The following is a 22,774-nucleotide window of genomic DNA, read 5'->3' on the forward strand; positions in this document are numbered from 1 at the left end:
TGGTGGTACACTATAGTTGCATTCTAGTTCACTATAGTTACAATGAGGTTAAATTTTCCTCGTATTGTTGCTGGCGGTACTCATTTGGTGCACAATGGTAGATCTTTTTGAATTCGCGGAAGAAATAAGATTTGTTATTAAACCCGGTACGGTAAAAAATTTCCGATACAGTGTACTGTGAGGTTAGCAGCATATCAGCAGCATGTTTTAAACGAATCCTTTTTATGAATTCGGCAGGAGTCATCCCGGCAAGTGATTTTAACTTTCGGTACAATTGCATTTTACTGATCGAAAGTGCATCTTCAAGGATGGCTGCATTCAAATCAGGCTCGTTTAGATTGGTATCAATAACCTTCAACAAGGCTTCAAGAAATTTCTTATCTGTATCTGCAATATCAGCATCCATAAACTGATTCGTAATATTTTGATCCTTGATCAGGCTTTTCATCCGTTCCTGGTAGTCGAGTAGCTTTCTGATCCTTACATGGAGGTAGCTAATTTGAAAAGGTTTTGGAATATAGGCATCAGCGCCCAGCTCATAACCTTCGGCTTTATTATCTTCCGATCCTCTTGCAGATAGGATAATAAAAGGGATTTGGGCCAAAGCAGGCGTTTGTTTTACCGCTTTACACAATTCAAGACCATCCATATCTGGCATCATGACATCACTTATAATCAGGCTTGGTATCGTTTTGTAAAGAAAATTTAATGCATCACGACCATTCTTCGCTTCGTAGATAATATACTGTGCTTTTAAGATATTGCGTAGCAGATAACGAAGTTCGGGATCGTCTTCTACTAACAGAATACTGGACCTCTTCTTTTGTTGCAGGGTATCAATTAAGCTATTTTTATTCTCTTCTTCTGAAGATCCCAAATCAGGATGCTCATATACTTTCACCAGGGATTCATACAAAGATGAAGGTGCTGAAGTGATGACCTTTGCTTCCTTACCATCAACGGTTACCAGTTCAAGTTGGAGGGTAACTGTAAATTCGATCCATTCATTTACTAAATTGACTTTTATATCACCTCCCATCAGTGATACCAGTTCTTTGGCAAATGCTAATCCTATCCCTGTGCTGAATTCCTGATGTTCGCTACTGACATAAAACTTATTGAAAATCTGTTGCAGGTTTTCTGGACTTAACTTGCAACCTGAATTGGATACGCTCACCTTTAATATATTTTCTTCCAGATAGAATACCGATTTAAATAGAATCGTTTCGCCTTTTCCGGAGTGCTTAAAGGCATTGGACAGCAAATTAAAGAGAATTTTTTCAAGTTTATCTTTGTCTATAAAACCAGCTACATCTCCTTGTACCGTTCTGATAAAGGTCTGGTTATTTCGTTCGCCGACAGGAATAAATAAAAGGGAAAGACTATCGAGCATTTTACTGATATCCAAATAGTCATTATTTTTAGTCAGGTACCCTGCTTCTGCTTTTCTGAATTCCATCAGTTGCTGCACCAGATAGGTGAGTCGGGCCGTATGCTGATGCACCATGGATATAAAATAATCGGTACCCTTGGTTTGTAAAAAATGTTCTACCGAACCCATGATCATCGTTAATGGGGTTTGAATTTCATGTGCGATGTTGGTAAAAAACTTTAAACGTTGCTGATGTTCCTCTTCATCTTTTTCTCTTAAAAGATGTTCCATCTGCAAGCGATATTTCATATCTAGTTTATTTTTTCGATAGAGATGAAAGGAATATCCGGCAGCTATGATTAATAGAAGATATAAAAACAGAGCAGGATAGGTTAACCATATATATTGTTCGACACGAAACGTAAACACTTGCACTCCATTCGTCCAGACCCCTTCCCCGTTGCTCCATCTGACACTAAGTGAATACTTACCGGGCGGAATGTTATTATAGGCAATATTCCCAACGGAGCCTGAGTAGATCCAGTTTTTATCCAGACCTTCCAATTTATAAGCGAATTCATTCTTGGCCTCGTTTAAAAAGCTCATTGACTTCAACTTGATTTGAAAGAAGTTATTTTTGCGTTCCAGGGTATATTCAGGAATATTTCCCTGTGCTTTTTTCAAAACCTGCACTATATTTTCTTCCCGATTCTTTCCGCCCATTTGAAGAGCGGAAACCAGTAAATTAGGCTGAACTTTATTGCTAATAATATTTTCAGGAAGGAAATAGTTGAACCCATAAATTCCACCAAAATATAGGGAACCAACTGGAGATTTCCACACTGCACCATCACTGAATTCATTACTTTGCAGTCCATCACTCTCTCTAAAATTAGCAATAGCACCATTTATGGGATTGACGCTGGCTAATCCTTTATTCGTGCTTACCCAAATACTTCCCGAACGCGCCCCTTCAATGGCATGAATCGTATTATTTGGAAGGCCTTCATTCATCGTAAATTTCTTAAATATCGGTTTGTCTTTTAGAGACTCTTTATGGTTCAGCATGTTCAACCCATAGCTGGTACCAATCCATAACCTTTTCTGCTGATCCTGATATAAGGAGAGCACATCGTTATTTGATAAACTGTTTGGGTAGCTAAAGGCTTTAAAAGTTTTGAATCGTTCGGTTTTTTTATTTAAAACGCTTAACCCTCCATACCGACATGCTATCCATAAACGGCCATCACCTCCATCACTTAATGCATAAATAATGTCGTTAGCAGGTCCATTGCCGCTATTGGAAAGATACTGCTTCATGTACTTTAAACTCAATGACCCGTTGGGGTTCACTATAAAATCCAAATGGATCAGCCCACTGCCACTGGTTCCCAACCATAATGATTGGTCCCGATCCTGCAGGATCGCATAAACAGAACCAAAAGCCGGCAATTTTGCTCTGCCTAAAATTTCAGACCATCGAATACTTCGTTTTCGTTTTAAATCATAAACGCCAATTCCATTGCCATCTGTACCAATATAAACGTAAGGGTAGACGCCCTTTTTTATAGCGTAAACCGAGTTATTCTCCAGACCATTAGCAGTAGTTAAATCTTTTCCGGAATGGAGCAGCTTTGATTTTGTCCAGAAATCGTTTAAGATTACAATGCCTTTGCCTTTTGTCCCAACCCACAGGTTACCATCAACCTCCTCAAAGGCGCGAACTGGTTTATTTAAGTCATTGGCCGTATTTCTGTTTACCAAGCCAAAGTGGTTTATTTTAGGGTAAATTTTGATCAATCCATTGCCATCTGTTCCAACCCATAACACATGGTCTTTTGCTGAGGTTATGGAAGTCACCTTGCTATTTACGAGTTGTTTCACCTCCTCCTTCATAAAAGCACTTGGCTCAAAATTCGTGTTAAAGGTGGATATTCCCTGTGAATCCCAAGCTATCACATAATTGGATTGATAAAAACTAATCAACTTGATTCCACTGGAGAAATGAGCTATCTTTTTCACTTTAAATTCAGGGTCTAAAGCGAACAAATTATTCGTATTGTCCGTGAGGAAGATTTGATTATTTGCTAAGAAAAAGTTACTGATCTGGCCTTTAAGTTCGAGGGTTCTAATACGGTTGAGTCCTGTTGATGTGACCTTACATGCTATCAAAGTTCTATCACTTTGTAAAAACCATAGCAGTCCTTTCCTGCTGCTTTCCATTTTTACTGTTTCCCCTTTACCGGAAAGCGGAAGGATCCTTTTAAAAGTATTGGTATTCGGGTCAAAGCGACTTAATCCAAATGTTTTACTATTGCAGAAGACGGTTTCATCAGCAACAATTGCTAACTCATACTCTTTTTCTGCTATGCTTTTTTTGGTAGCCAGATTATAAAAATAAGTATAAAACTTACCGCTTGATTTCTCAAACCGGGTAATTCCACCAATTGTGCTGATCCAGATATTGCCATTCTTATCTTCCTTAATATCTTGAATAACATTATTGCCTATACTGCCTGACTGATTTTCACTGGTGTAATTAAAAACCCTGAAATCAGTACCATCATACATATTTAATCCATCCCATGTTCCTATCCAAACCAGTTGATCCTTGTCTTGAAAAACGATGTTCACGGCGCTGTTGGACAATCCATTCCGATTATCAAACCGTTGATAATAGAAATATTCAGGCACTTTTATTTCAAAAGCGGAGGTAGTTTTGAAAAGACATGTTAAAAGAGTTAGTATATAAAACCCAGACAAATTTCTCATTTGTAAGAATATAATTTTCGCGATTAGCTCATACAATATAGTGATAATAACGGAAGGAATTGCTTTTTGAAGTTTGGTTTGCAGATATAATTTTTAGGTTAGCAGGACTATTTATATCGCCTTATTAGCGTTTCTAATTGTGGGGTTGGCTTTGATGGTAGAACAGAAGGATAAAAAGGTAATATTAAAAAGGGCCTGCAAAATAAATTGCAAGCCCTTTTTAATTCACGTGAAAAACTAATTAACTTTGTGCATCACGAAGACCTTTGATCTTATCATGTGCTACCTTAAGCTCAATCTGCTGATCTACAATCATAGACCTGATATCCTGTGGAAGATCATTATCTGTAGATAATGCTTCTTTATATGCTTTCTGAGCAGCATCTTCTCCAAACTCACAGTTTTCTAATACTGACTTACGGTCATGTCCTGTGAATGTTGCTTTCACATCCATCCAAACTCTGTAAATCTTGCCACTGTTTGTTGTGCCTTTATCAGGACTGCCACCTAAAGCAATCACTTGTTGCTCCAGACTGCTTTTATAAAGTTTACTTTGTGCAATTAACGTTTCAAAAATTGCCTTTAAATCCAGGTCTTCGACTTTAGATTCATCAATGGCATGTTCGTAACCTGTAATACGATCATTGTTGATTTGTAATAGGTCATTTAAAACCTCAACGGTATTTTCAATAGTTCCCATAAGAAGATAATTAATAGATAAATTTAATCTCATAATAACCTCTGCCTAATGCATTTGTTTCAGGAAATTAAAGAATTTATCAGGCCTTATACTATTGTTTTCTTGAACCAAATGTACCTTGAGAAGGAACCAATTTCTGAATACCAATAGCTAGTGCTAGCTATTGGTATTCAGTCCCATTCATATAAATTTATAGACTTGACATGAAGCAAATATTAGCAGCTTGCAGAGATGACGACACTAGTATTGACGGTTTATTTTTTTCAAATGTTTTAATCAGTGGCTCAGTGACAGAAACAGCAAATTTAATTTTACCACTGGGAGAAGCAAATTATACCAGCAAATTTATCGACGGTGCCTCCCTAAAAAATAGAGCAACAGGATTTACCGGTGAAAGGTAGAATTACACAGAACTAAACAATATTAAAAGCATAAGCAAACTTGATCAGCTGCGAGAGACAGTTAATCTCCAGCTTACGTAAAATATTTTTTCTATGATTGTTTATCGTATGAATAGATAAGAAAAGTTGATTTGCTATCTCAAAACTACTTTTACCTTCCACAATCAGGTGAATAATCTCCTTTTCGCGAACACTTAAAAGATTAAAATGATGGTAGTTTTTACGCATAAAAGCATCATCTTCAATCAGATCTGTAAATTTCTTACCCACTAAATTACACATATCAGCAGGAACGGCTATATGAACTAATTTCAATGGATTACCAGGAACATCAGCAGGGTACAACTTTGAGGTAGTAAAATACCATTTATAGTCACTATTTGCATCCGCCCTAACGCGCTGAAAAAAGGAATACACCTTGTTTTCATCCCCTTGCATTACAAATTTTATTAACTCAGGTTTAAGTATCGATATTTCTTCTATTGGAAAGAAACGATCAAAATATTCCACACCCATCTTTTGCAATTCTTCACTACTATGTCTTAAATAATCACATCCATATTTGTTCATATATGTATTTTTCATTGCGCCCAAATCCTGCACCATCACACTGCCAGGAATATAATCGCCAATATCCTCAATCCGGAATAAGTTCTTTGCAACATTTTTACCGAGGGAGAGAAGCTGTGCTTCGAATGTTTCCTGGAACTCAGTTTGAACGAGGGCTTGAGCATTCATAGTGATAAAAATATGTTGTGATTAATTATGAGAGCTACATAGCAGATTTATAGCTACTTATATAAATGTAATAAGAATAATACGAAACAGAAATAAATCATTGAAATATATCAACCATTAAAGTAAATAAAAAAGCCGCCGTATTACGTTAAACGATATTACGGCGGCAAATAAGAAATTTAAGCACTAAATGGGTTCAAACTTAAGGTTCGAGTTGATCATTTTTATAAATAAAGCTGTACCATACGTCTCCAGTAACGAGGTCGGTGAGCATCTTTATCCCAAACGTACAGATGATGCGGTATGCCTTTTGTCCACAGCACGCGACTGAATTCCTGATTACCGGATAAAAAAGAATCTGTTTGCCCGATGGCCATAATAATCTCCATCTTTCGAATGTTATTTAAAATATGCTCATCGTGCATATTAGCAATGAACTGCACAGGTGTATTAAAATAAATGTTTTCATTATGGTAACCATCAAAAAGGTCTTTAAAATATTGGATATTTTGACTAAGATCATATCTGCCACTCATGCCTATTACTTTATAAAACAGATAAGGATATTTCAAAGCCAAATTAATTGCATGGTAAGCCCCCATGCTACATCCGGCCACTTCAAGATGATTTCCATTATTTTTACTGTGCATTAATGGAATAACCTCATGTAAAATATATTGCTCGTACTGCAAATGGCGGTTGATACGTTCCGATGGATGTACATATTGATTATAAAAACTTTCAACATCAACACTATCCACACAAAACAGCTGAAGTTCTCCATTTTCAATGCGATCTTTCAAGGCATCTATAATTCGCCAATTTTCATAATCGTAAAACCGGGCCATTCGGGTAGGAAAGAATAATACAGCCCTGCCTCTGTGGCCAAAAACTAAAAGCTCCATATTCCGTTGCAGACTGGGGCTGTACCACTTATGATATTCTCGGTTCATTCTTTCCTGATCAAGAGATGGAAATATATCTACTGCATGTTACCTAAATAAAAAAAAATGATTAATAATTGTGTGTAATATGATTGCTAATTACTTCCTTCCATAATTCATATCCCTTATCACTTAAGTGAAGTCCATCACTGGAATAATATTTTTTTTGAGGATGGCCTGAAACATCCAGCATTTCGTTAAAAACATCTACAAACTTCCAGGTATGGGCACTATTTACAATTTCATTTTTAATTAAAGTATTAGCACTCTTAAATTGATTAACTATATGCCATCGACTAGGGCTAGGCTTTAAGGACACAAAATAACAAGGAATGTTGCCAAAATGCAGGGCCGTTTTTGCTACCAGTTGCTGAAAAAAAATAAGCACCTCTTCGGGATTCCTACCATCCCCAAGATCATTATCGCCAGCATACAGCACTAGTCTTTTAGGTTGATAAGAAAGCATTATTCGATCAAAAAACCAAACGCAGGCTGCTAGAGTAGAGCCCCCGAATCCTAAGTTAACTGGTTTAATATATTTAAAATCATCATATAGGCTAGTCCAAAGACGTATAGACGAGCTGCCATAAAAAAGCGTTTCAGGCTCATATTCAATAGTCAAATGAACTTTTTCCAATTCTTTCACTTCATCCTCGTACCAATTCATTTTCTGTTTATTATTTTATCTAAGCTCTACTATTAATTAAAGATCAGGTAAAATAGTTTACAAAATCTGCAATCAGACAAATAACTATCTAAATCTTTGTTCCCTCCGTAATACCCCAAAGACATTTTAAATTCTAAATAATACTTCCTAATCCCCCATTAACACCTATAACCTGACCTGTCATCCATGCACTATCTGTTGATAACAGAAAGCCAATTGCTTTTGCTATATCATCAGGTTCTCCGATTTTACCTAGTGGATGTCTTACAGCAGAGGCATTCCTTTTTTCTGGTGTATTCAACAAATGTTGAGCTAAAGGAGTATCCGTAAGCGAAGGAGCAATTACATTTACACGTATATTTTGATTAGCCAGTTCGGCCGCTAGTGATATAGCCAAGCCTTCCACTCCACTTTTTGCGGCCGCTATACTGGTATGAAAACCCATGCCTATTTTTGAAGCAACTGTACTTATTAAAACAATGGAAGCACCCTTGGCATTCTTCAATGATTTTAATCCCTGCTGAATAACTTTTACAGCACCCACAACATTCAACCGGTAATCATTTATAAAGTCCTCTTCAGTTAAACGGCTGAACGGTTTCAGATTAATACTTCCAACAGAGTAGACTAAGCCATGTACCTGTTCTGGAAGATACGTTACTAGCGAGCTGACGTCCTCCAAAACATCTAAAGACAGATGCTGCACACCCTCAGGCCAATCATCTGATGTTGATCGGGACACATTATAAACAGTAGCTCCACTTGTTGATAGTAATTTGACCAGAGCCAATCCTATTCCTGAACTACCACCAACGACTAAAATATTTTTTTTTGAGAAATTCATTAGTAGATTTTAATTGGAGTACAGCTGATTGGTAAATTAGTTTGTTGCTAAGTTGCAATAATTGATGGATTAGAAACAATTTCATTATTTAACACCTTCTTGCTTTTTTTTAAGCATCAGAAAAGGACGTTCACACAACAGAAAAAGCAGGCATGACAATACAATAACTGCAGGTGTTCCTAATGGTAGCAATACATATATAGAATTCTGCTTACTTAATTAAAGTGGTGTTATGTATTAAAATAATTCTTTTTGCAGTATAGATTACAACGCTAATGCTCCAACACTCAAGATTGCTTCTGTTTAAGATTGATTAACATTTTAGCCATATGAATAGTAAACTTTTGATGACTGTTAAAAAGTGCAAATGGTAAACAAGCAGCAACTTGCAACCCCTTTGACCAAGTAATAGAGGAGTTCGTTTTCAACAGCGTTTTGAAGTACCCGAAACGACCATTTAAAGCTGATTTAAATGCATTCCTATAATGATAAGAACAAATCTCATAATTAAAGTATGCGATAAGTTTTTTTCGGTCATAATGCGAATCTAACTCCTTTATGAGATATTCGTAAATCATAATATGCTGAAGATAGAATTCTCCTTTTTGACTAAGATAATTAGAAGCTACGTTATCATGCCGCCTAATATAAACAGTTGATTCATTTTGTATTCCCATAGAAACTTTACTTACCGCACGACTCCAGAATTCAAAATCACCTGCAGCAGGTAAATTTTGATTGAAGTAGCCAATATCAGCAACAAGCTGAGTACGCAAACTTACATTAGAGAGATTACCCGGAATATTTCCAAAAATAAAAAGCCAAAGAGTCGCTTCATTCCGACTAAGAATTTCAGGCATAATCCTATTTTGAAGATCAACAATACGTCTAATTGATGCGTCTGTTTCATTATGATTAAATCTTACAAAGCCTATATCAGGCGAAGCTTTTTCCCAATACTTAACAATAGTATAAAGAGATGATGACCCTGTAAAATAATCATCTGCACATAAAATCTGACTTATTGTAGCGTTCGCTTGTGTAAATAGGAAATTAATATTCCCCATAATACCCAGATTTTTCTCCTGTTTAAAGATCTTTATTCGTGAATCATTCAGGCTATCCAGATATTCTCTTGTTCCATCAGTTGATCCATTATCGCTGACCAAGAGCTCCCAATCCTTAAAATCTTGTATCAATACAGATTCAATACATTCCTTTATATAAGGGAGTCCATTCCATACAGGAGTAAGAATAGAAATTATTGGTTTTTCTATCATATACATTCTATATTAATTAAATACTATTCGCATAAACCGCGATACTTTGAAAACATTTTTCATACTGCGTGGCTACTATATTCGGATGAAATAAACGCTCAGCGCGTTTCTTCGCCATTTCACCTAAATGCATCATATATATATTATCTTCAATCAATCGAAGTAACGCATTTGCAATATGTTTTGAAGATCCAAATGGCACATAAATAGCTGTATTGTCCAATATTTCTTTGCGTGTTTCGTCATCATCCGTTATAATGGCACATTTACACATCATCGCCTCTATCAATACCAAGCCATAAGATTCCTGTCTTGGGACTAAAACAAAGATAGAGGCTTCCTGCATTAGTTGAATAACCTCACGGTGTGGAAGTTCAGCGTGCCAAGTGATGTGAATATCAGACTTTGGTTGTGGCTTATCTTTCGACACAATTGTAACACATACTTGGTGCAATTTCAGGAAATCAGACCCTAGTGAATCAAGAGCTTCTACCAGTTCATGCAAACCTTTACGTTTTCCTTCACGTCCAATAAATAGCACATGAATGCCCTTCTTATTCGATTCATTATTCTCTACTCTACTATTCGGAAGTGATATCCCAGGCAGGAAAAATGGTATAGCAACCGTTTTCTTTTCAAACTCTGGGCGATAGCTCAGAAATCGTTGTCGACCGCCTTCCGTATGAAAATGAATCAAAGAAGCTTTATCTACTCTTCTCGCTAAATCATCTGCTTCTTTCTGACGATCTGTGAGTACCCCAAATAGATCCTTTACGTAATGATCAGTCATAAATCCAGCGGTTACAAAAACTGGGGTCGCACCTACTGATTTAAAAAAAATGTCTTTGCTTAAAGGTGCGCCATAAAGGTAAATTACATCATTATCCTGTTTGCTGTTTTTTAACCCGTGATACATTGAAATAGACTTCCCCGTTATGCGCTCAACAACCCGATTAATATTAAAACTTAATGTATAACCAGAATTCGCAATGAAATTAGTTTCCAAATCAGTAAAATCTTGTATTCGTGCAAATGATTGCACGACTCGCTGATCCGTGTTATAGAACCCTAAAATCCAGGAAGGGCAATAAATACCAACTTTTGTCATAATGGTGTAGTATATAAAAATGAACTGAATCGTTTAAACGACTTATATTAAAAATTAATTTCTTATTATCTTAATTCACTAAAAGCAGTAACTCTATTTGATCCCTTTAATTCCTTCAATTGCTTGGTAACCAATTTGTCTATTGTTTTTATCGCCTTTTTATTATGAAACAGAGTACATACAGCAGCATAGTTTTTTTCAATCAGTCCCTTGTAATCAGAAGGATTTCTAAGTATATTTTTAATTTGATCAACCGGGTTGTTCCAATCAACCTCAATCACAGGATTATAATCCAAAAGGTATTGCACTTCTAGAGGGGCAGAACCAATTATCAAACTCTTTGAAGCCATAGCTTGCAAATACCGAATAGTTAAAGTAGATACATTACCGGCAAGATCAGGATGAGTAAGCGAGCGGGGAAAACAAATACATATTTGCGCATCTGCTAAACCATCAATAAAGCTTTCCTGAGTAGGGAATTGTAAATTCTGCTTCAGCCCTTGCACTGCAACATCCGTTTTATCATTTCTTTCCTGATACACATAACGAATTTGGTTTTGCTTACAGCCTTCTTCTATAACATTATGATATTTCATATAAGAGCGGCCAAAAGAAAGAATATGAATACTGCGCTGGTCCCAGGGTTTAAATTTAAAATTATCAGGATTGATAGTTTCCGGTACCCACTGCACTGCACAATTAGGTATATGAAGTTTTCTAAAATGTTCAGTTGCCTGGTAACTGGATAATAAAAGCAATTGGATCTTACTTTTGCGTACCAGCTGCTCAACTTCTTTAAATCGAGGCTCCCAAACATCATATGTCCATAATACCCGCAAATCGCAATCGTAGCTATAATAAGGAAATGACTTTGAGTGTAAATAATAAGCATAAGGAAGACCTAAACTTATTACAGCACCAGGTATTTTAAACTCCTTTAATACAGGGCTTAAAAACCTGTTCATCCATGTATATAGACGGGTAGAAATTTTGCTAGGTGCAAAAAGCACAATCCCTTTTTTGATGTTCCAATGACTGTTTTGAGCACAGTATTGTTCAAAATCTCCTAACAAAACCAAATCAGGACTATTATTTCGAATTCTGGATGTGATTAATGTTATCATGAATAGAGTATATATGTATGACCAAAAAATAAATTCAATTAAACACGGATGGTATGACGGTTAACAATTTTTTGATAAATAACCTCAATGCTGTTCATAGCAAGATCATGATCAAATCTTTTTGCATTATTAATAGCGGCTTCTACGACAATATGGCGTTCTTCATCTGATAGATCAATAACCTTGCTTACTACTTTTGCTGCTTCAACAGCCCATTCCTGAATTGCGGGCCCATGATCCGGACGGAGAGGAATAAGAAATCCTGCATCACCAGCCACTTCAGACATTGGAGCTTCATCGGTGGTAATAACCAAACAGCCGCAAACCATTGCTTCAGCAATAGGCCATCCAAATCCTTCTGCCAGCGATGGAAATACAAACACAGAAGCACCCGCATATGCTAAACGTACATCCTGATCCACTAACTTGCAGATGATATGAATATCATTTTTGAAAGGAGATTGCTCAAGTGTCTTGGCTAATTGAGGAGAAAGACCCTCGCCTACAAGTAACAGCGGCAATTTAACCTTGCTTTTAGTTCGCCATGCATTGTAAATTTCTATAACTCCCGAACGATTTTTATACCATTGGTTATTACCAACGTGCAAAATGTAACCTGGTCTTAAATCCAGACCAACTTTCTTCCCCAGTATAACTCTTGCTTCAAATAAATCAAAAGGAGCAAATGTTTTAACTATACCATTATAAACCACATCAGTAGATAAAGGGTATTCAGGAAAAAATTTAAGCAATTCATCTTGTGTCTTTTTAGAACCAGAGATAAAGTGTTTTCCTTTAGTAAGCCCTTTCCGGATTAAGTTTTGATATTGTCTTCCGGTCCAACTTATCTTAATATCAGTTATTTTACCAGATGCTGAAGCTTGAGCCAAAAAATCATGACAATGGACAACATGATGTCGGTTTGCCACCAAAGGAACCCAAGGCCCTTGTGCCTGATCTGTAAAAACAAAAAGAGTATCCGCAGAACATTCTTTTAGCAATTCATGAACGCGGGCAGGAAACACAATATATTGATCGATATAGCCCATCCATTTTTTCATACTTCCTTTCAATGGAAGATTAAAAAAACTGGACTTAGGAGCCCATATTTCAACATGATGACCACGCTCCTCCATTCCATCGGCCATCATCTTTGTAAATCGAGGCATACTCGAGAACTTTGGCCTAATCTGATCACCAAAAAAATCAGGATTTGAAAATACAACAATATTCATGTGAGATCAGCTAGTAATTAACTCGGTTAACTTATTCATTTCATCCAGAATGCTTTGGCAGATATCCTCATTGCCAACAGAATTCGATCTTACCCTTTGCATACCAGCCTGACGAATACTTTCGCGCCTTGCATCATTAGACAAAAGTTCACTGCAAACTGCTGCACATTCTTTCGCATCAGCCCAAAAAACAGCTTCCACACCTTCTGTGTACATCTCCAAATGCTCTGTAGTGCGTTCAGCACATAACAGTCCTCCAGCATACGGAATTTCTAAGGATCTGGTGGTATGTAAATCCCTATTACCTTTAGAAAGGAGGCCTAAACATATTTTCGCACCCTGCATTGCTGCCACATAGTCCCTACCACTCAAACTACCACCACCATACACGAATTTTAAGCTATTCCAATAAGGCGACTTTTGCCATCGGTCTCCCCAAATACGAATGGGAATATTGTACTTCATCAATTCCAAAAAGAACTCATCCCTCTTTTCATGACGCATCCATGTACCAATAAAAACAACTTCCGACTTAAATCTTGCAGGGATATCGGCTACTTGAATATAGGGTTGATGGGAAACTTCATCATAACTTCTCAGAACACGCAGCACGCGTTTTGCACCCAGCTTGATACATTCCCTTTCAGTTTCTTCTCTAACTACTACTACCTGATCATAATAAGGTAATGCCTTAATAAGCGAATCAAATTTACGACCATCTCGCTTACCTGTAGGGTCGTCAATATTGTACAGCACAATTGGGATGTTGAAAGTTTTTAAAATTTTCAAACACTGAGGTCCTAATAATTCCCCACCATCAACCCAAATAAGATCAGGTTTTTGTACGGTATGAATAATATCCTTTGCCCATTGATTAATTCGGTTCTGCATAAAAAAATAACCAGTGCGAAAATGTATAAATTCAAACCTCCGGCTGGTGAATATCTCATATGGATCTTTTTGTATGATCACATGCCCTAGCCGTTCAAGTGACTTAGCCCTGTGTGCCGCTGTTGAATTTAAATTACTATCTCCAATATAAATGATATTAGCCATAAACGTTTTTATTTAGGTTAGAGTTAGAGAACAGTGCCGGAATATATTTACAGGCCACACGTGTAAACTGATACATAAAAAAATAAAGTAAAATCATTTGAAACCAGCCTCTTAAGAGAAAGGTACCTAGTCCAGCCACACTTTCAGTAGGCAGAAACTGGAATATAGAAGTAAGTGCTAATAACCCGCAAACGCTGAAACATAATTGAGGCCGAATACCTGATATGGAAAGACCATATTGTTTTTTTATAAAAACCAATTTATCAAATAACAGATATATCGGTATAATACCTATACCGAGTATTAATAAGTACCAAAGCCCAAAAGCACCCATGCCAGTACCCGCAAAATGACCTGTCCTGAATCCTCCATATGCCGACTTTCCGGCACCAGCCAAACTGTAAATGTAATCACCAAATGAAACTGAATAAACCATTTCCTTGTCAACAGAGGGATGAAGTACCTTTAAAATTGGTGTAGGAAGAGCTCCCCATACATAATCTATAGAAAATTTTTGCAAGGAAGGATTGTTATCACCAATTTTAGCAGCCTGTACCAGACTGGCATCATTGAACTTTAAATTAGCAAATCGGGCTGTAAAAATATTGTCCAGATACCTTTCATCCCAATCACCCTGCGCCTCATTATCATTCAACCGACGCAACGAAATTGCTTTCTTATTGCTAAAAGCATCTAGTGTCAAGTCAATTAATTCCGACTTGGAGATGTCCTCCCGCTGCGATCTAACTATAACCATTGCCGTACCCAAATCAGCCATAGGGCCAGTAATTAACCAAAACCCAACTACCGAAAAAATTAACGTTTTAAATGAAATTGAAGGTGACTTGAATACCCCAACAAGCAAACCCAGTAAATAAGAAAATCCAACTGATGTAAATCCTATCATAAATGCCCCCCTGCTATTACGGGCCATACTGATAATGAAAAGCAGGATTGTAAAAGCAATTAAAAAAGAAATGGTTCTTCTTGTGATACTTTTCTCACTACCATATAAAGAGGTGAATGGTATAAAATAAGGTGCGTAGCCAAACGGTAGTAGGGCAAAGATTGCTTTTTCAGATACATTGCCCGCTACCTCAGTAGCTATCGTTGGTGAAAAGAAAAATACGTAAATATTTGCCGCTAATCCTATCGCGCCCATACTCCATAACTGCAATTCGCTTGGTGGCTCGAAAAAGCCCGCCCTGCTTAATAGCGAATTACTTCCTCTATAGGTGTTTATTGGTAGTAAACGATAAACATAATGAGCAATTACTAATACAAAAAGCGCTGCTGTGGAATGAAAAAATACTTGTAAAGGGAGTTCCAGATTATATACAACAGGCTTGCCTTCTAAAAGAGTAAAAAGTATTGGAAAATATAACTGTGTGGATGCAAAACCGATTACTAAGAAAGCAGACAAAGGATAACTATTTAACACATCACGCTGTAAAAAAACTTTAGAAGTAATCGTCCAGGCAATTAATATACACCCAATAGCTATAAAATTCTCATTAGTTGAAAAAATAAGCGCTTGTAAAAAAGCGGCAATCAGAAGGATTACCCACGACCATTTCACCAGCTTTGTGACGAATATTCCATTATCCTCAACCTCTATTTTAGCCCTTCTCTTTCTTAACTTTAATGTACGTGCGCCAAAGCGATCTATCACATTATTCATATTTTTAACTATTTATCAGGTAAAATTTAAGGACATGACGCCTTAACTATTAGAAAAAAGAAACTTAACTCCTGGCAAATTAATCACTAAACGCATTGCATGTTGGGTAGCTAACACAGGCAAGGTATGCCAGTACCTCCAGAAATTCCAAAACAAAGCCAGCATAGAAATGCATATAATAATCCATTTGTACTGTGGCAGCCAGATCATACCACTCATGGAAATTGCCGCAATCCATACTGAAATAAGTGCTCTGTTAAAAGATCGTTGAGGCCATATAAGTTCATGTTGTGATAGCCATTGTTTTGCAACCATACTGTATGCAACACAAGCAATAATTTCGGCGAGCAATATGGCCATTCCTGCTCCCATGATTCCGAACAAAGGCACTAAAATAACTATACCTAAAATGACTACCCCTGCTGTTAATGACGAAATAGTAATTTGCTGTTTGAGTAAATTATTACCTCTTACAACTGATATTGCAGGTTGCGATATCGCATATACCAACACACCAAGAGAGAGAAGAGCGAAAAGCCAGTGATTAAAAGGAATTTGACCACGCGTCCATGCCCTATAAAGAGGTTCAAAAACAGCTTGTAAAACTATTAACGCAGGAGCCATAAGAGCTATAGCAACTACCCATACTGTACTGAAAGCTATATTACTACGAACTTGATCCCTCTGGTGTAAAAAACGCATCAGATCAGGCATAAGTGGGTTAGTAATCGTATGCAATCCCTGCATGGCGACGTTTGCACCAGTTCGCATAGTAGCAAAAGCCGCCAGACCAATAGCTCCTACAAATGGAGTTAAAAATAATCTTGCACCCTGCTGACGAAAGTTTTCGAACAGATTGGTTACCGATATAACTGATGAACGAACAAAAATCTGCCATCCCAGCATTAAAGAAGGGAACACAATTTTAACCCCCTCTTTGCGAAGTAAGCGGATCATATCCACATATATTGGGACATCGGATAACACCCTGACAATGGCCAAGATTATACCGGTATATAACAATCCTGCTCCATTCATCACTGCGATAGCAGGTGTAAGATTCATCAGTACCGATGCAAAAATACCCCACCAAGCCATTCTCGGATAGTAGCCAAAGACAGATAATACACGATTTAATAAACCACCAATACTGCCACAGATAAGCCATGCCGCACCTTGCAATAGCAAAACAATGCCTGCGTCGTATATGGTATTAGTATTATTTATTCTGGTTAACCTTTCTCCTAAAAGGTGAGGCAATATTCCCCAAAAAACTGCCCCTATCATTATAACAATCTGAATGATGCCTAACACCACACCAATAAAGATACTTGAACATAAATATTCACTTATTTTTGAAAGATCTTCCCTTCCAATTTTCAAAAACTCATACCCTAAATATTCTTGAAAGCCAAGATCGAGTGAGTTAAGGATAGCAGCAAAAGATAAAATAGCGAGCCATAAGCCATACGTTTCAACCCTCCAATATGTAAGATATATGGGTACAAGAGCTAATTGTGTCAACAAGTTTATACCTATTTGCACCCATGCAGCAACAGTCCCCGATATTAATCTTGATGATACAGACATAAATTATTATTAATTGCTTTGGATAAACCGAAGTCTTCTGCTTAATACATACAGGTTATCAATTACCCTTAGCATAGTGGAAACTACTTTATTTGGTTTCTTAATAGGCCATTCAGGCACTTCTCTTCCACTTTTATGAGCTGCATACCAACAAGCCTCCCAATCAAAATCCCATATATTGTCTACATGAAATTTACTATACCCATACTCCTTAAAATACTTAAGTACTTCAAAATCCTGATATGAAAATTTAGGCTCCTTAAATACTTTCAAATTAATATTTCTGTTTTCCCAGCCTGCTAACCATTCTTGTGGAGTATTTTCAATACGATTCATATTAAAATTCAACTTAGTTGGGTTATAGGCATATCTCCTGATATAAAAGCCACTAGTCTTTTTTACGTTTTCCAGCACCGCGTAATATCTCATTTTCGAATAACTCACCTTCATTCGGGAAAATATAAAATGGACAATTTTAATATCATCAATATACATATCCTTGCCAGCAGGGTTATGAGGCACACGTCTGGAATGTATCATTGTAGGCTTATGACTATTGCCATCATCTACGTAACCAATAGGATAATACGATTCGTGACTATTGCCTCTTATGCATTTTTTTTTATCATTTAATAGATCTGACCTTTCAAAATACAAAGAAGTCCCTGGTTCCAATTCCCTTATCGTATCCCAGGTTTGTTTAAAAAGCAGACTATCGGCAGAAATCAATTCGTCGGAATCTAAACCAAGTAGAATTCTCTTTTCTTGTGGAAATATCTTTCTGGCCGTTTCAATTAATAAGACCTGCCTCGCGTCTTCGCAAAAACCATCATTATTGTTATTTATTAAATGAACTTTAGGAAATTTTGAGCAAATAACCCTACTGTTATCCGTTGATTGCTGATCAGCAATAATGATACAATCAGCAAACAGACTCGTAACTTCAAGAAACTGCTCCAAAATCCAATCTTCATTTTTAACAGGAGTAAGGACAATAATTTTAGCTTTTTCAATCATAAAAACTATAAAATCAGGTTAAAACCGCGTACCAAAATTCTTAAATAAACTAGAAATAATTGACGGTTTAGCGCTATCAGCTAAATATCCATAATCAACAGCATAGCCATAACGCTGGTCCATGTGTACCCCATTAAATACTAAATGCATATTTGGCAATTTCTTTGCCTGGTATACCTCTTGAATAAAACCTAATTCCGACTTGGAAGTATAATTATGACGCACCATATACAAGCAGATATCGCATAACGGTGCCAATACCAAGGCATCTGTTACCAGACGTAATGGTGGGCTGTCAATCAAAATATTATCAAACTCAAAACGCAGCTCGTTAATCAATACTTCCATCTCTGTACTTTCCAATAATTCCGAAGGATTGAATGGAATAGGTCCCGACTTCATCACAAAAAGATTAGGATGAACACCCGATGGCTGAATAACCTCTTCTTTTGTTGCCTCACCATTCAGCAAGTCACTTAAACCTGGCTGTTCATTATCCAGATTAAATATTTTGGTAATTTTAGGTTTACGTAAATCCAGTTCCAAAATAATTGTTTTCTTACCTGAAGCGGCTAATGAAGCTCCAATGTTGCTGGTAACAAAGCTTTTGCCTTCACCTGCTATACTCGAAGTAAATAAGGTTACTTTAGCTTTCCCTTTTCTGTTGTTTACTTGTAATAGGTTAGTCCGCAATGCTCTCATTTGTTCCCCAATTGCATAAGAAGCACGGTTTAAAACTACAATTGGAGCTTTGCTTTCTGAATGACTTAACTCACAGATCACAGGAACACCTGTTGCCATTTCTAACTCATTCTTAGTAAGTACCACATTCTTTATCGTATTTCTTCCCGCAATCAATCCCATTGGAAGCAGCAATCCACCCAATAAAGCCAATGCAATCGGATACTTTTTATTCGATTTCGGTTCATCAAAATAAGGCTCTTCTACCGTACGGGCATCCGTTAGTGTGGAAGCATAACTAAGTGCTACTTCTTCTCTCTTTTGCAATAGATACACATAAAGGTTTTCCTTGATACCTTGTTGTCTTTTAATACTCACGTACTGTCTTTCCTGTCCCGGTATATGTTTAATTGACGATTCAATACCCGAATTAAAAGATTGCAATTGTTTTCTGGTCGTTATGTATGACGATTTAATTCCATCAACTTTACTCTTAATCGCGTCTTTTATGCTATGTATCTGGCTATTGATAGGCGCAAATATGGGGTTCTCCTCCGGAGTGGTTGCCAATAATCTATTTCGCTGTAACTGAAGACGAGTCAATTGTTCAACCAGACTCACTAATCCCGGATCTGCAATTCCCAGCGTTGCAGGTGCAGTACTGGAATTAGAAGAATTCACATACCTTTCAATGCCGTTGATTACATTTAGCTGAATATTAACCTCGTTTAATTTACTCTCATTCGATTGTACATTATCTAAATAGAGCTGCGATTGAGATGATATATCAGTTAACCCGATACTGCTTTTATAATTTTCAACATCTTTCTCTACATTGGTTAACTCTCCGGTAAGAGATGCAAGACGATTGTCGATGAATTTTAAAGTACTTTGCGTTTCCTTGTTTTTGTCCTTAACATTCGAAACCTGATAGGCCCCTATCAATGCATTCAGTATGGCTAAACCACGTTCAGGGACTTCGTCGCTTACTTGCAATCCTACTATAGGAGCTGATTTATCCAAGGTAACGGTAATAAGCTGCTGATAGTCTGTAACAACTTTTTCAGGCCTTTCTACATTAATCTGTATATTTTTTCCAACATACTCATTAATTTTCTCCGTTGATTTCAACACCCAGGTTCCCAATTTATTCTTTAGAGGTGTATTAAAAGCAAAGCTTTGGCTACTGCCATCTTCATTTTTTAAAATAAAATTGCTGGCATTTTTAACTGTGATTTCAAAGGTTCTGCTCTTAATCCTTTTTTCATCTGTTAATAATTCAAATTGAACTGGTGATTCCGCATATAAATCTTTGTACGAGTAGTTAATACGTGTTTTGTAATTGACCCAAAGGTGCAATTGATTCACTACTTGCTCCATTAGTGGTCGTGACTTAATAATAGCCACCTCATTTTCTATGATTTTTGGTGACTTTAAGATATCAAGTTCCTGAAGAGCAGCTTTGGCTGTTGACGATGATTTTTGGTCGTCTTTAATAGATAACTTAGCCTGAATATTATATACAGGGATATCATTTTTTATATAAAAAACTGCTGCTGACACGCAAATCAAAATACTCAACAAGAAAAGCGGCCAATGGTACAAGTATTTATTTAATAACTCTCTGACCACTTTATTCGGGTTCTCTTCTTTATTGTCGCCAAAAGATGTATAAGGAAGCTGTTTGTATTTCATAGATAATTAGTTTAAAATGCTTGTAATTACAATTGCAACTACCGAAAGTGCTGACAGTAAAATACTAACTGTCCTGTAGCTATTATCAACCGAAGCATACTTGGTTTTATCAGGTTGCACATAGATTACATCATTATTTTTAAGATAATAAGAGGAAGACTTAAATGTACTTGCTGAAGTTAGATCGATATTCAGATATGCACGCTTGCCATTCACTTCCCGAATAAGCAAAACATCAGTACGTTTGGCCGTTATATTTAGGTCGCCAGCTAAACTTAATGCTTCTAAAAGTGTGATCCTGGTGTTTGATACTTTAAAGACGTCTGGATGCGCCACATCTCCTAGAACAGATACTTTAAAATTGATGATCCTGACATTGACTGTTGGCATCTTTAAATACGCTAACAATTTAGCCTGTATCTGCTTTTGAGCAACCGTAGCGGTCAATCCGGATACTTTTATCGTACCAATGAGCGGGAGTTGAATTTCCCCATCCTGATTAACCAGATACTCCGCTTTATTAGTGGAATCCTGCCATGCTCCAGGGTTTAAGCTGGTTACATTTATACCTAAAATATCCTCCGGCTGAATAGTAAGCGGAGAAAAGTTCTCAACGTTCTCCTGTAAAGTCCCCGATCGGTTTAAATTCTGGAAGTAGGGAATCTTTTTATATGAATTACAAGAAGACAAAAGTACTATTAAAAGAAACGCTTGAAAAATGAAAAATTTACTCATAGGACTACGGGATGTATGTGATTGAATTAATTAATATTTCTATCATTACCTCATATATTTCAACTCCATTTAATCCTGTTTTTATTAAAATTTATTCGCTAATCAGTTGATACACATAAATACTTGCCAAAAGCTTCGCCACTTCGCTTACAGCAACTATTTTTCAGCTTAGAGAATAAAAATTATTAGATACTATTAAATAGAGTGATTATTATGTAAACACTTGTAATAATGTTTTTTAAAGGTAAAGACTAAAACCAACACTAAATGCTCATTTTAACTTGTGGATATTGTAGCGTGCAATAGTGGGAAATTTATTGTGGTGAATTGACTATTATTGAACTAAAATTTAGAAAAAACAGGTTAAATCTTACAAATTATAAAGGCTATATGAGCAAACAGAAAGGTTAAAAAGCGGAACATTATGCCCATTTGGTATAAATCAGGGTAAAAAAGACCCTAAAACAAGTTTTTTATTAAATAACTAAACCGTTCAGACCATGCATTTTTAAATCAAATTAAACTGCACAAACGTGATAATTTTTATACCACTTTCAACAGGTAAACGTAAATTATCTGTTGAATTAAAATATTTATAATTTTGAAATATGAGGTTGTAGAATATTCAATCAAAAGAAATTGCCCAAAGCAATAAACAATATTATCAGACCAGCAATAAGCTTTCAAACAACTATCATCACTATTCAAATAAATTGCTGCTACAACGATTTATAAAGCTTTAATTAGGTATAGCGTAATAAATTATTAAAATTATTTATTGCCATTTATTAAAATGGTTGACTAACTTGTGCTCTCAATAGCCCAACAATTAATTTCATTGCTATAATAAAAACGATGATTAAATTTAAATTTCTCCGAACAGCCTTCATGGTGATTGGCTTAATTTTAATTAGCTCTGATGTTAAGCAATTAATGGCGCAGGAAAAGCCTGAAAAACTCCTGCCCAAACTTCAACAACAATTTATTGATCTGGCTTTCGGTATGTTTATCCATTACAATATCCCGACCTACATAGAGGATGACTGGCCCGAAGATGAAAAATTTCACAGCTCCCCCTGCTATTGCTGAATTTGGCGTTTACCAGGAAAGAAGATAAAGAGCTATTGTATAAAA

At 36.5% G+C, this 22,774-nt stretch carries 18 protein-coding genes; 2 read left to right on the top strand and 16 right to left on the bottom strand.

Annotated features, from left to right (window positions below; translation table 11 throughout):
* Positions 1-37: 37 nt before the first annotated feature.
* Both BFL47_RS16805 and BFL47_RS16810 read right to left on the bottom strand, forming a co-directional pair.
* The gene (locus BFL47_RS16805; protein ID WP_245681397.1) at positions 38-4,144 is read right to left on the bottom strand and encodes a two-component regulator propeller domain-containing protein; all 4,107 of its coding nucleotides are present in this window, start codon (positions 4,142-4,144) and stop codon (positions 38-40) included.
* Between the two features lie 241 nt (positions 4,145-4,385).
* Positions 4,386-4,844: a ferritin-like domain-containing protein gene (locus BFL47_RS16810; protein ID WP_069660984.1), complete on the bottom strand. Its 459-nt coding sequence runs from the start codon at positions 4,842-4,844 to the stop codon at positions 4,386-4,388.
* A 203-nt stretch (positions 4,845-5,047) separates the two neighbouring features.
* On the opposite strand from BFL47_RS16810, the gene BFL47_RS16815 reads away from it, so the two are divergent.
* Positions 5,048-5,245, top strand: a complete 198-nt coding sequence (locus tag BFL47_RS16815) for a hypothetical protein (RefSeq protein WP_069660958.1) — start codon at positions 5,048-5,050, stop codon at positions 5,243-5,245.
* A gap of 12 nt (positions 5,246-5,257) precedes the next feature.
* On the opposite strand, the gene BFL47_RS16820 is transcribed toward BFL47_RS16815, so the two are convergent.
* The 14 genes from BFL47_RS16820 to BFL47_RS16885 all read right to left on the bottom strand — a co-directional run bounded on the left by BFL47_RS16820 (position 5,258) and on the right by BFL47_RS16885 (position 21,640).
* Positions 5,258-5,983 carry a response regulator transcription factor gene (locus tag BFL47_RS16820; protein ID WP_069660959.1) on the bottom strand — a complete coding sequence of 242 codons (726 nt, stop codon included), beginning with the start codon at positions 5,981-5,983 and terminating at the stop codon, positions 5,258-5,260.
* Between the two features lie 224 nt (positions 5,984-6,207).
* Positions 6,208-6,936 carry an esterase family protein gene (locus BFL47_RS16825; protein ID WP_069660960.1) on the bottom strand — a complete coding sequence of 243 codons (729 nt, stop codon included), beginning with the start codon at positions 6,934-6,936 and terminating at the stop codon, positions 6,208-6,210.
* A 61-nt stretch (positions 6,937-6,997) separates the two neighbouring features.
* Entirely contained in the window at positions 6,998-7,594 is a 597-nt protein-coding gene (locus BFL47_RS16830) for a GDSL-type esterase/lipase family protein (RefSeq protein ID WP_069660961.1), read from the bottom strand.
* Positions 7,595-7,727: 133 nt separating this feature from the next.
* Positions 7,728-8,438 carry an SDR family NAD(P)-dependent oxidoreductase gene (locus tag BFL47_RS16835; RefSeq protein ID WP_069660962.1) on the bottom strand — a complete coding sequence of 237 codons (711 nt, stop codon included), beginning with the start codon at positions 8,436-8,438 and terminating at the stop codon, positions 7,728-7,730.
* A 287-nt stretch (positions 8,439-8,725) separates the two neighbouring features.
* Positions 8,726-9,718: a glycosyltransferase family 2 protein gene (locus tag BFL47_RS16840; RefSeq protein WP_170827344.1), complete on the bottom strand. Its 993-nt coding sequence runs from the start codon at positions 9,716-9,718 to the stop codon at positions 8,726-8,728.
* 16 nt (positions 9,719-9,734) lie between these two features.
* A complete protein-coding gene (locus BFL47_RS16845) occupies positions 9,735-10,826 on the bottom strand; it encodes a glycosyltransferase family 4 protein (RefSeq protein WP_069660964.1) in 1,092 nt (363 codons plus the stop codon).
* Between the two features lie 65 nt (positions 10,827-10,891).
* Positions 10,892-11,950: a hypothetical protein gene (locus tag BFL47_RS16850; protein WP_069660965.1), complete on the bottom strand. Its 1,059-nt coding sequence runs from the start codon at positions 11,948-11,950 to the stop codon at positions 10,892-10,894.
* Positions 11,951-11,988: 38 nt separating this feature from the next.
* Complete coding sequence (locus BFL47_RS16855) at positions 11,989-13,185, bottom strand: glycosyltransferase (protein ID WP_069660966.1); 1,197 nt, start codon at positions 13,183-13,185, stop codon at positions 11,989-11,991.
* A gap of 6 nt (positions 13,186-13,191) precedes the next feature.
* Positions 13,192-14,241 carry a CgeB family protein gene (locus tag BFL47_RS16860; protein ID WP_069660967.1) on the bottom strand — a complete coding sequence of 350 codons (1,050 nt, stop codon included), beginning with the start codon at positions 14,239-14,241 and terminating at the stop codon, positions 13,192-13,194.
* Positions 14,234-15,922, bottom strand: a complete 1,689-nt coding sequence (locus BFL47_RS16865) for a hypothetical protein (protein ID WP_069660968.1) — start codon at positions 15,920-15,922, stop codon at positions 14,234-14,236. The genes BFL47_RS16860 and BFL47_RS16865 overlap by 8 nt, the downstream gene beginning before the upstream one ends.
* A gap of 42 nt (positions 15,923-15,964) precedes the next feature.
* Positions 15,965-17,512 (bottom strand): lipopolysaccharide biosynthesis protein, encoded by a 1,548-nt coding sequence (locus BFL47_RS20590; protein WP_069660969.1) that lies wholly within the window; start codon positions 17,510-17,512, stop codon positions 15,965-15,967.
* Positions 17,513-17,521: 9 nt separating this feature from the next.
* On the bottom strand, positions 17,522-18,529 hold the full coding sequence (locus tag BFL47_RS16875) for a glycosyltransferase family 2 protein (RefSeq protein WP_069660970.1): 1,008 nt from the start codon (positions 18,527-18,529) through the stop codon (positions 17,522-17,524).
* Positions 18,530-18,547: 18 nt separating this feature from the next.
* Entirely contained in the window at positions 18,548-20,905 is a 2,358-nt protein-coding gene (locus BFL47_RS16880) for a GumC family protein (protein ID WP_069660971.1), read from the bottom strand.
* A gap of 6 nt (positions 20,906-20,911) precedes the next feature.
* Positions 20,912-21,640 (bottom strand): polysaccharide biosynthesis/export family protein, encoded by a 729-nt coding sequence (locus BFL47_RS16885; protein ID WP_069660972.1) that lies wholly within the window; start codon positions 21,638-21,640, stop codon positions 20,912-20,914.
* A gap of 855 nt (positions 21,641-22,495) precedes the next feature.
* Here BFL47_RS16885 and BFL47_RS16890 point away from each other — a divergent pair.
* The gene (locus tag BFL47_RS16890) at positions 22,496-22,729 is read left to right on the top strand and encodes a hypothetical protein (RefSeq protein ID WP_069660973.1); all 234 of its coding nucleotides are present in this window, start codon (positions 22,496-22,498) and stop codon (positions 22,727-22,729) included.
* Positions 22,730-22,774: the final 45 nt, after the last annotated feature.

This window comes from Arcticibacter eurypsychrophilus (assembly GCF_001730525.1).
Classification (GTDB): domain Bacteria; phylum Bacteroidota; class Bacteroidia; order Sphingobacteriales; family Sphingobacteriaceae; genus Arcticibacter; species Arcticibacter eurypsychrophilus.

Bases quoted from the DNA above. Each gene is read 5' to 3' on its own strand.
- BFL47_RS16805 (WP_245681397.1), bottom strand. From the start codon at position 4,144: ATGAGAAATTTGTCTGGGTTTTATATACTAACTCTTTTAACATGTCTT.
- BFL47_RS16810 (WP_069660984.1), bottom strand. From the start codon at position 4,844: ATGGGAACTATTGAAAATACCGTTGAGGTTTTAAATGACCTATTACAA.
- BFL47_RS16815 (WP_069660958.1), top strand. From the start codon at position 5,048: ATGAAGCAAATATTAGCAGCTTGCAGAGATGACGACACTAGTATTGAC.
- BFL47_RS16820 (WP_069660959.1), bottom strand. From the start codon at position 5,983: ATGAATGCTCAAGCCCTCGTTCAAACTGAGTTCCAGGAAACATTCGAA.
- BFL47_RS16825 (WP_069660960.1), bottom strand. From the start codon at position 6,936: ATGAACCGAGAATATCATAAGTGGTACAGCCCCAGTCTGCAACGGAAT.
- BFL47_RS16830 (WP_069660961.1), bottom strand. From the start codon at position 7,594: ATGAATTGGTACGAGGATGAAGTGAAAGAATTGGAAAAAGTTCATTTG.
- BFL47_RS16835 (WP_069660962.1), bottom strand. From the start codon at position 8,438: ATGAATTTCTCAAAAAAAAATATTTTAGTCGTTGGTGGTAGTTCAGGA.
- BFL47_RS16840 (WP_170827344.1), bottom strand. From the start codon at position 9,718: ATGATAGAAAAACCAATAATTTCTATTCTTACTCCTGTATGGAATGGA.
- BFL47_RS16845 (WP_069660964.1), bottom strand. From the start codon at position 10,826: ATGACAAAAGTTGGTATTTATTGCCCTTCCTGGATTTTAGGGTTCTAT.
- BFL47_RS16850 (WP_069660965.1), bottom strand. From the start codon at position 11,950: ATGATAACATTAATCACATCCAGAATTCGAAATAATAGTCCTGATTTG.
- BFL47_RS16855 (WP_069660966.1), bottom strand. From the start codon at position 13,185: ATGAATATTGTTGTATTTTCAAATCCTGATTTTTTTGGTGATCAGATT.
- BFL47_RS16860 (WP_069660967.1), bottom strand. From the start codon at position 14,241: ATGGCTAATATCATTTATATTGGAGATAGTAATTTAAATTCAACAGCG.
- BFL47_RS16865 (WP_069660968.1), bottom strand. From the start codon at position 15,922: ATGAATAATGTGATAGATCGCTTTGGCGCACGTACATTAAAGTTAAGA.
- BFL47_RS20590 (WP_069660969.1), bottom strand. From the start codon at position 17,512: ATGTCTGTATCATCAAGATTAATATCGGGGACTGTTGCTGCATGGGTG.
- BFL47_RS16875 (WP_069660970.1), bottom strand. From the start codon at position 18,529: ATGATTGAAAAAGCTAAAATTATTGTCCTTACTCCTGTTAAAAATGAA.
- BFL47_RS16880 (WP_069660971.1), bottom strand. From the start codon at position 20,905: ATGAAATACAAACAGCTTCCTTATACATCTTTTGGCGACAATAAAGAA.
- BFL47_RS16885 (WP_069660972.1), bottom strand. From the start codon at position 21,640: ATGAGTAAATTTTTCATTTTTCAAGCGTTTCTTTTAATAGTACTTTTG.
- BFL47_RS16890 (WP_069660973.1), top strand. From the start codon at position 22,496: ATGATTAAATTTAAATTTCTCCGAACAGCCTTCATGGTGATTGGCTTA.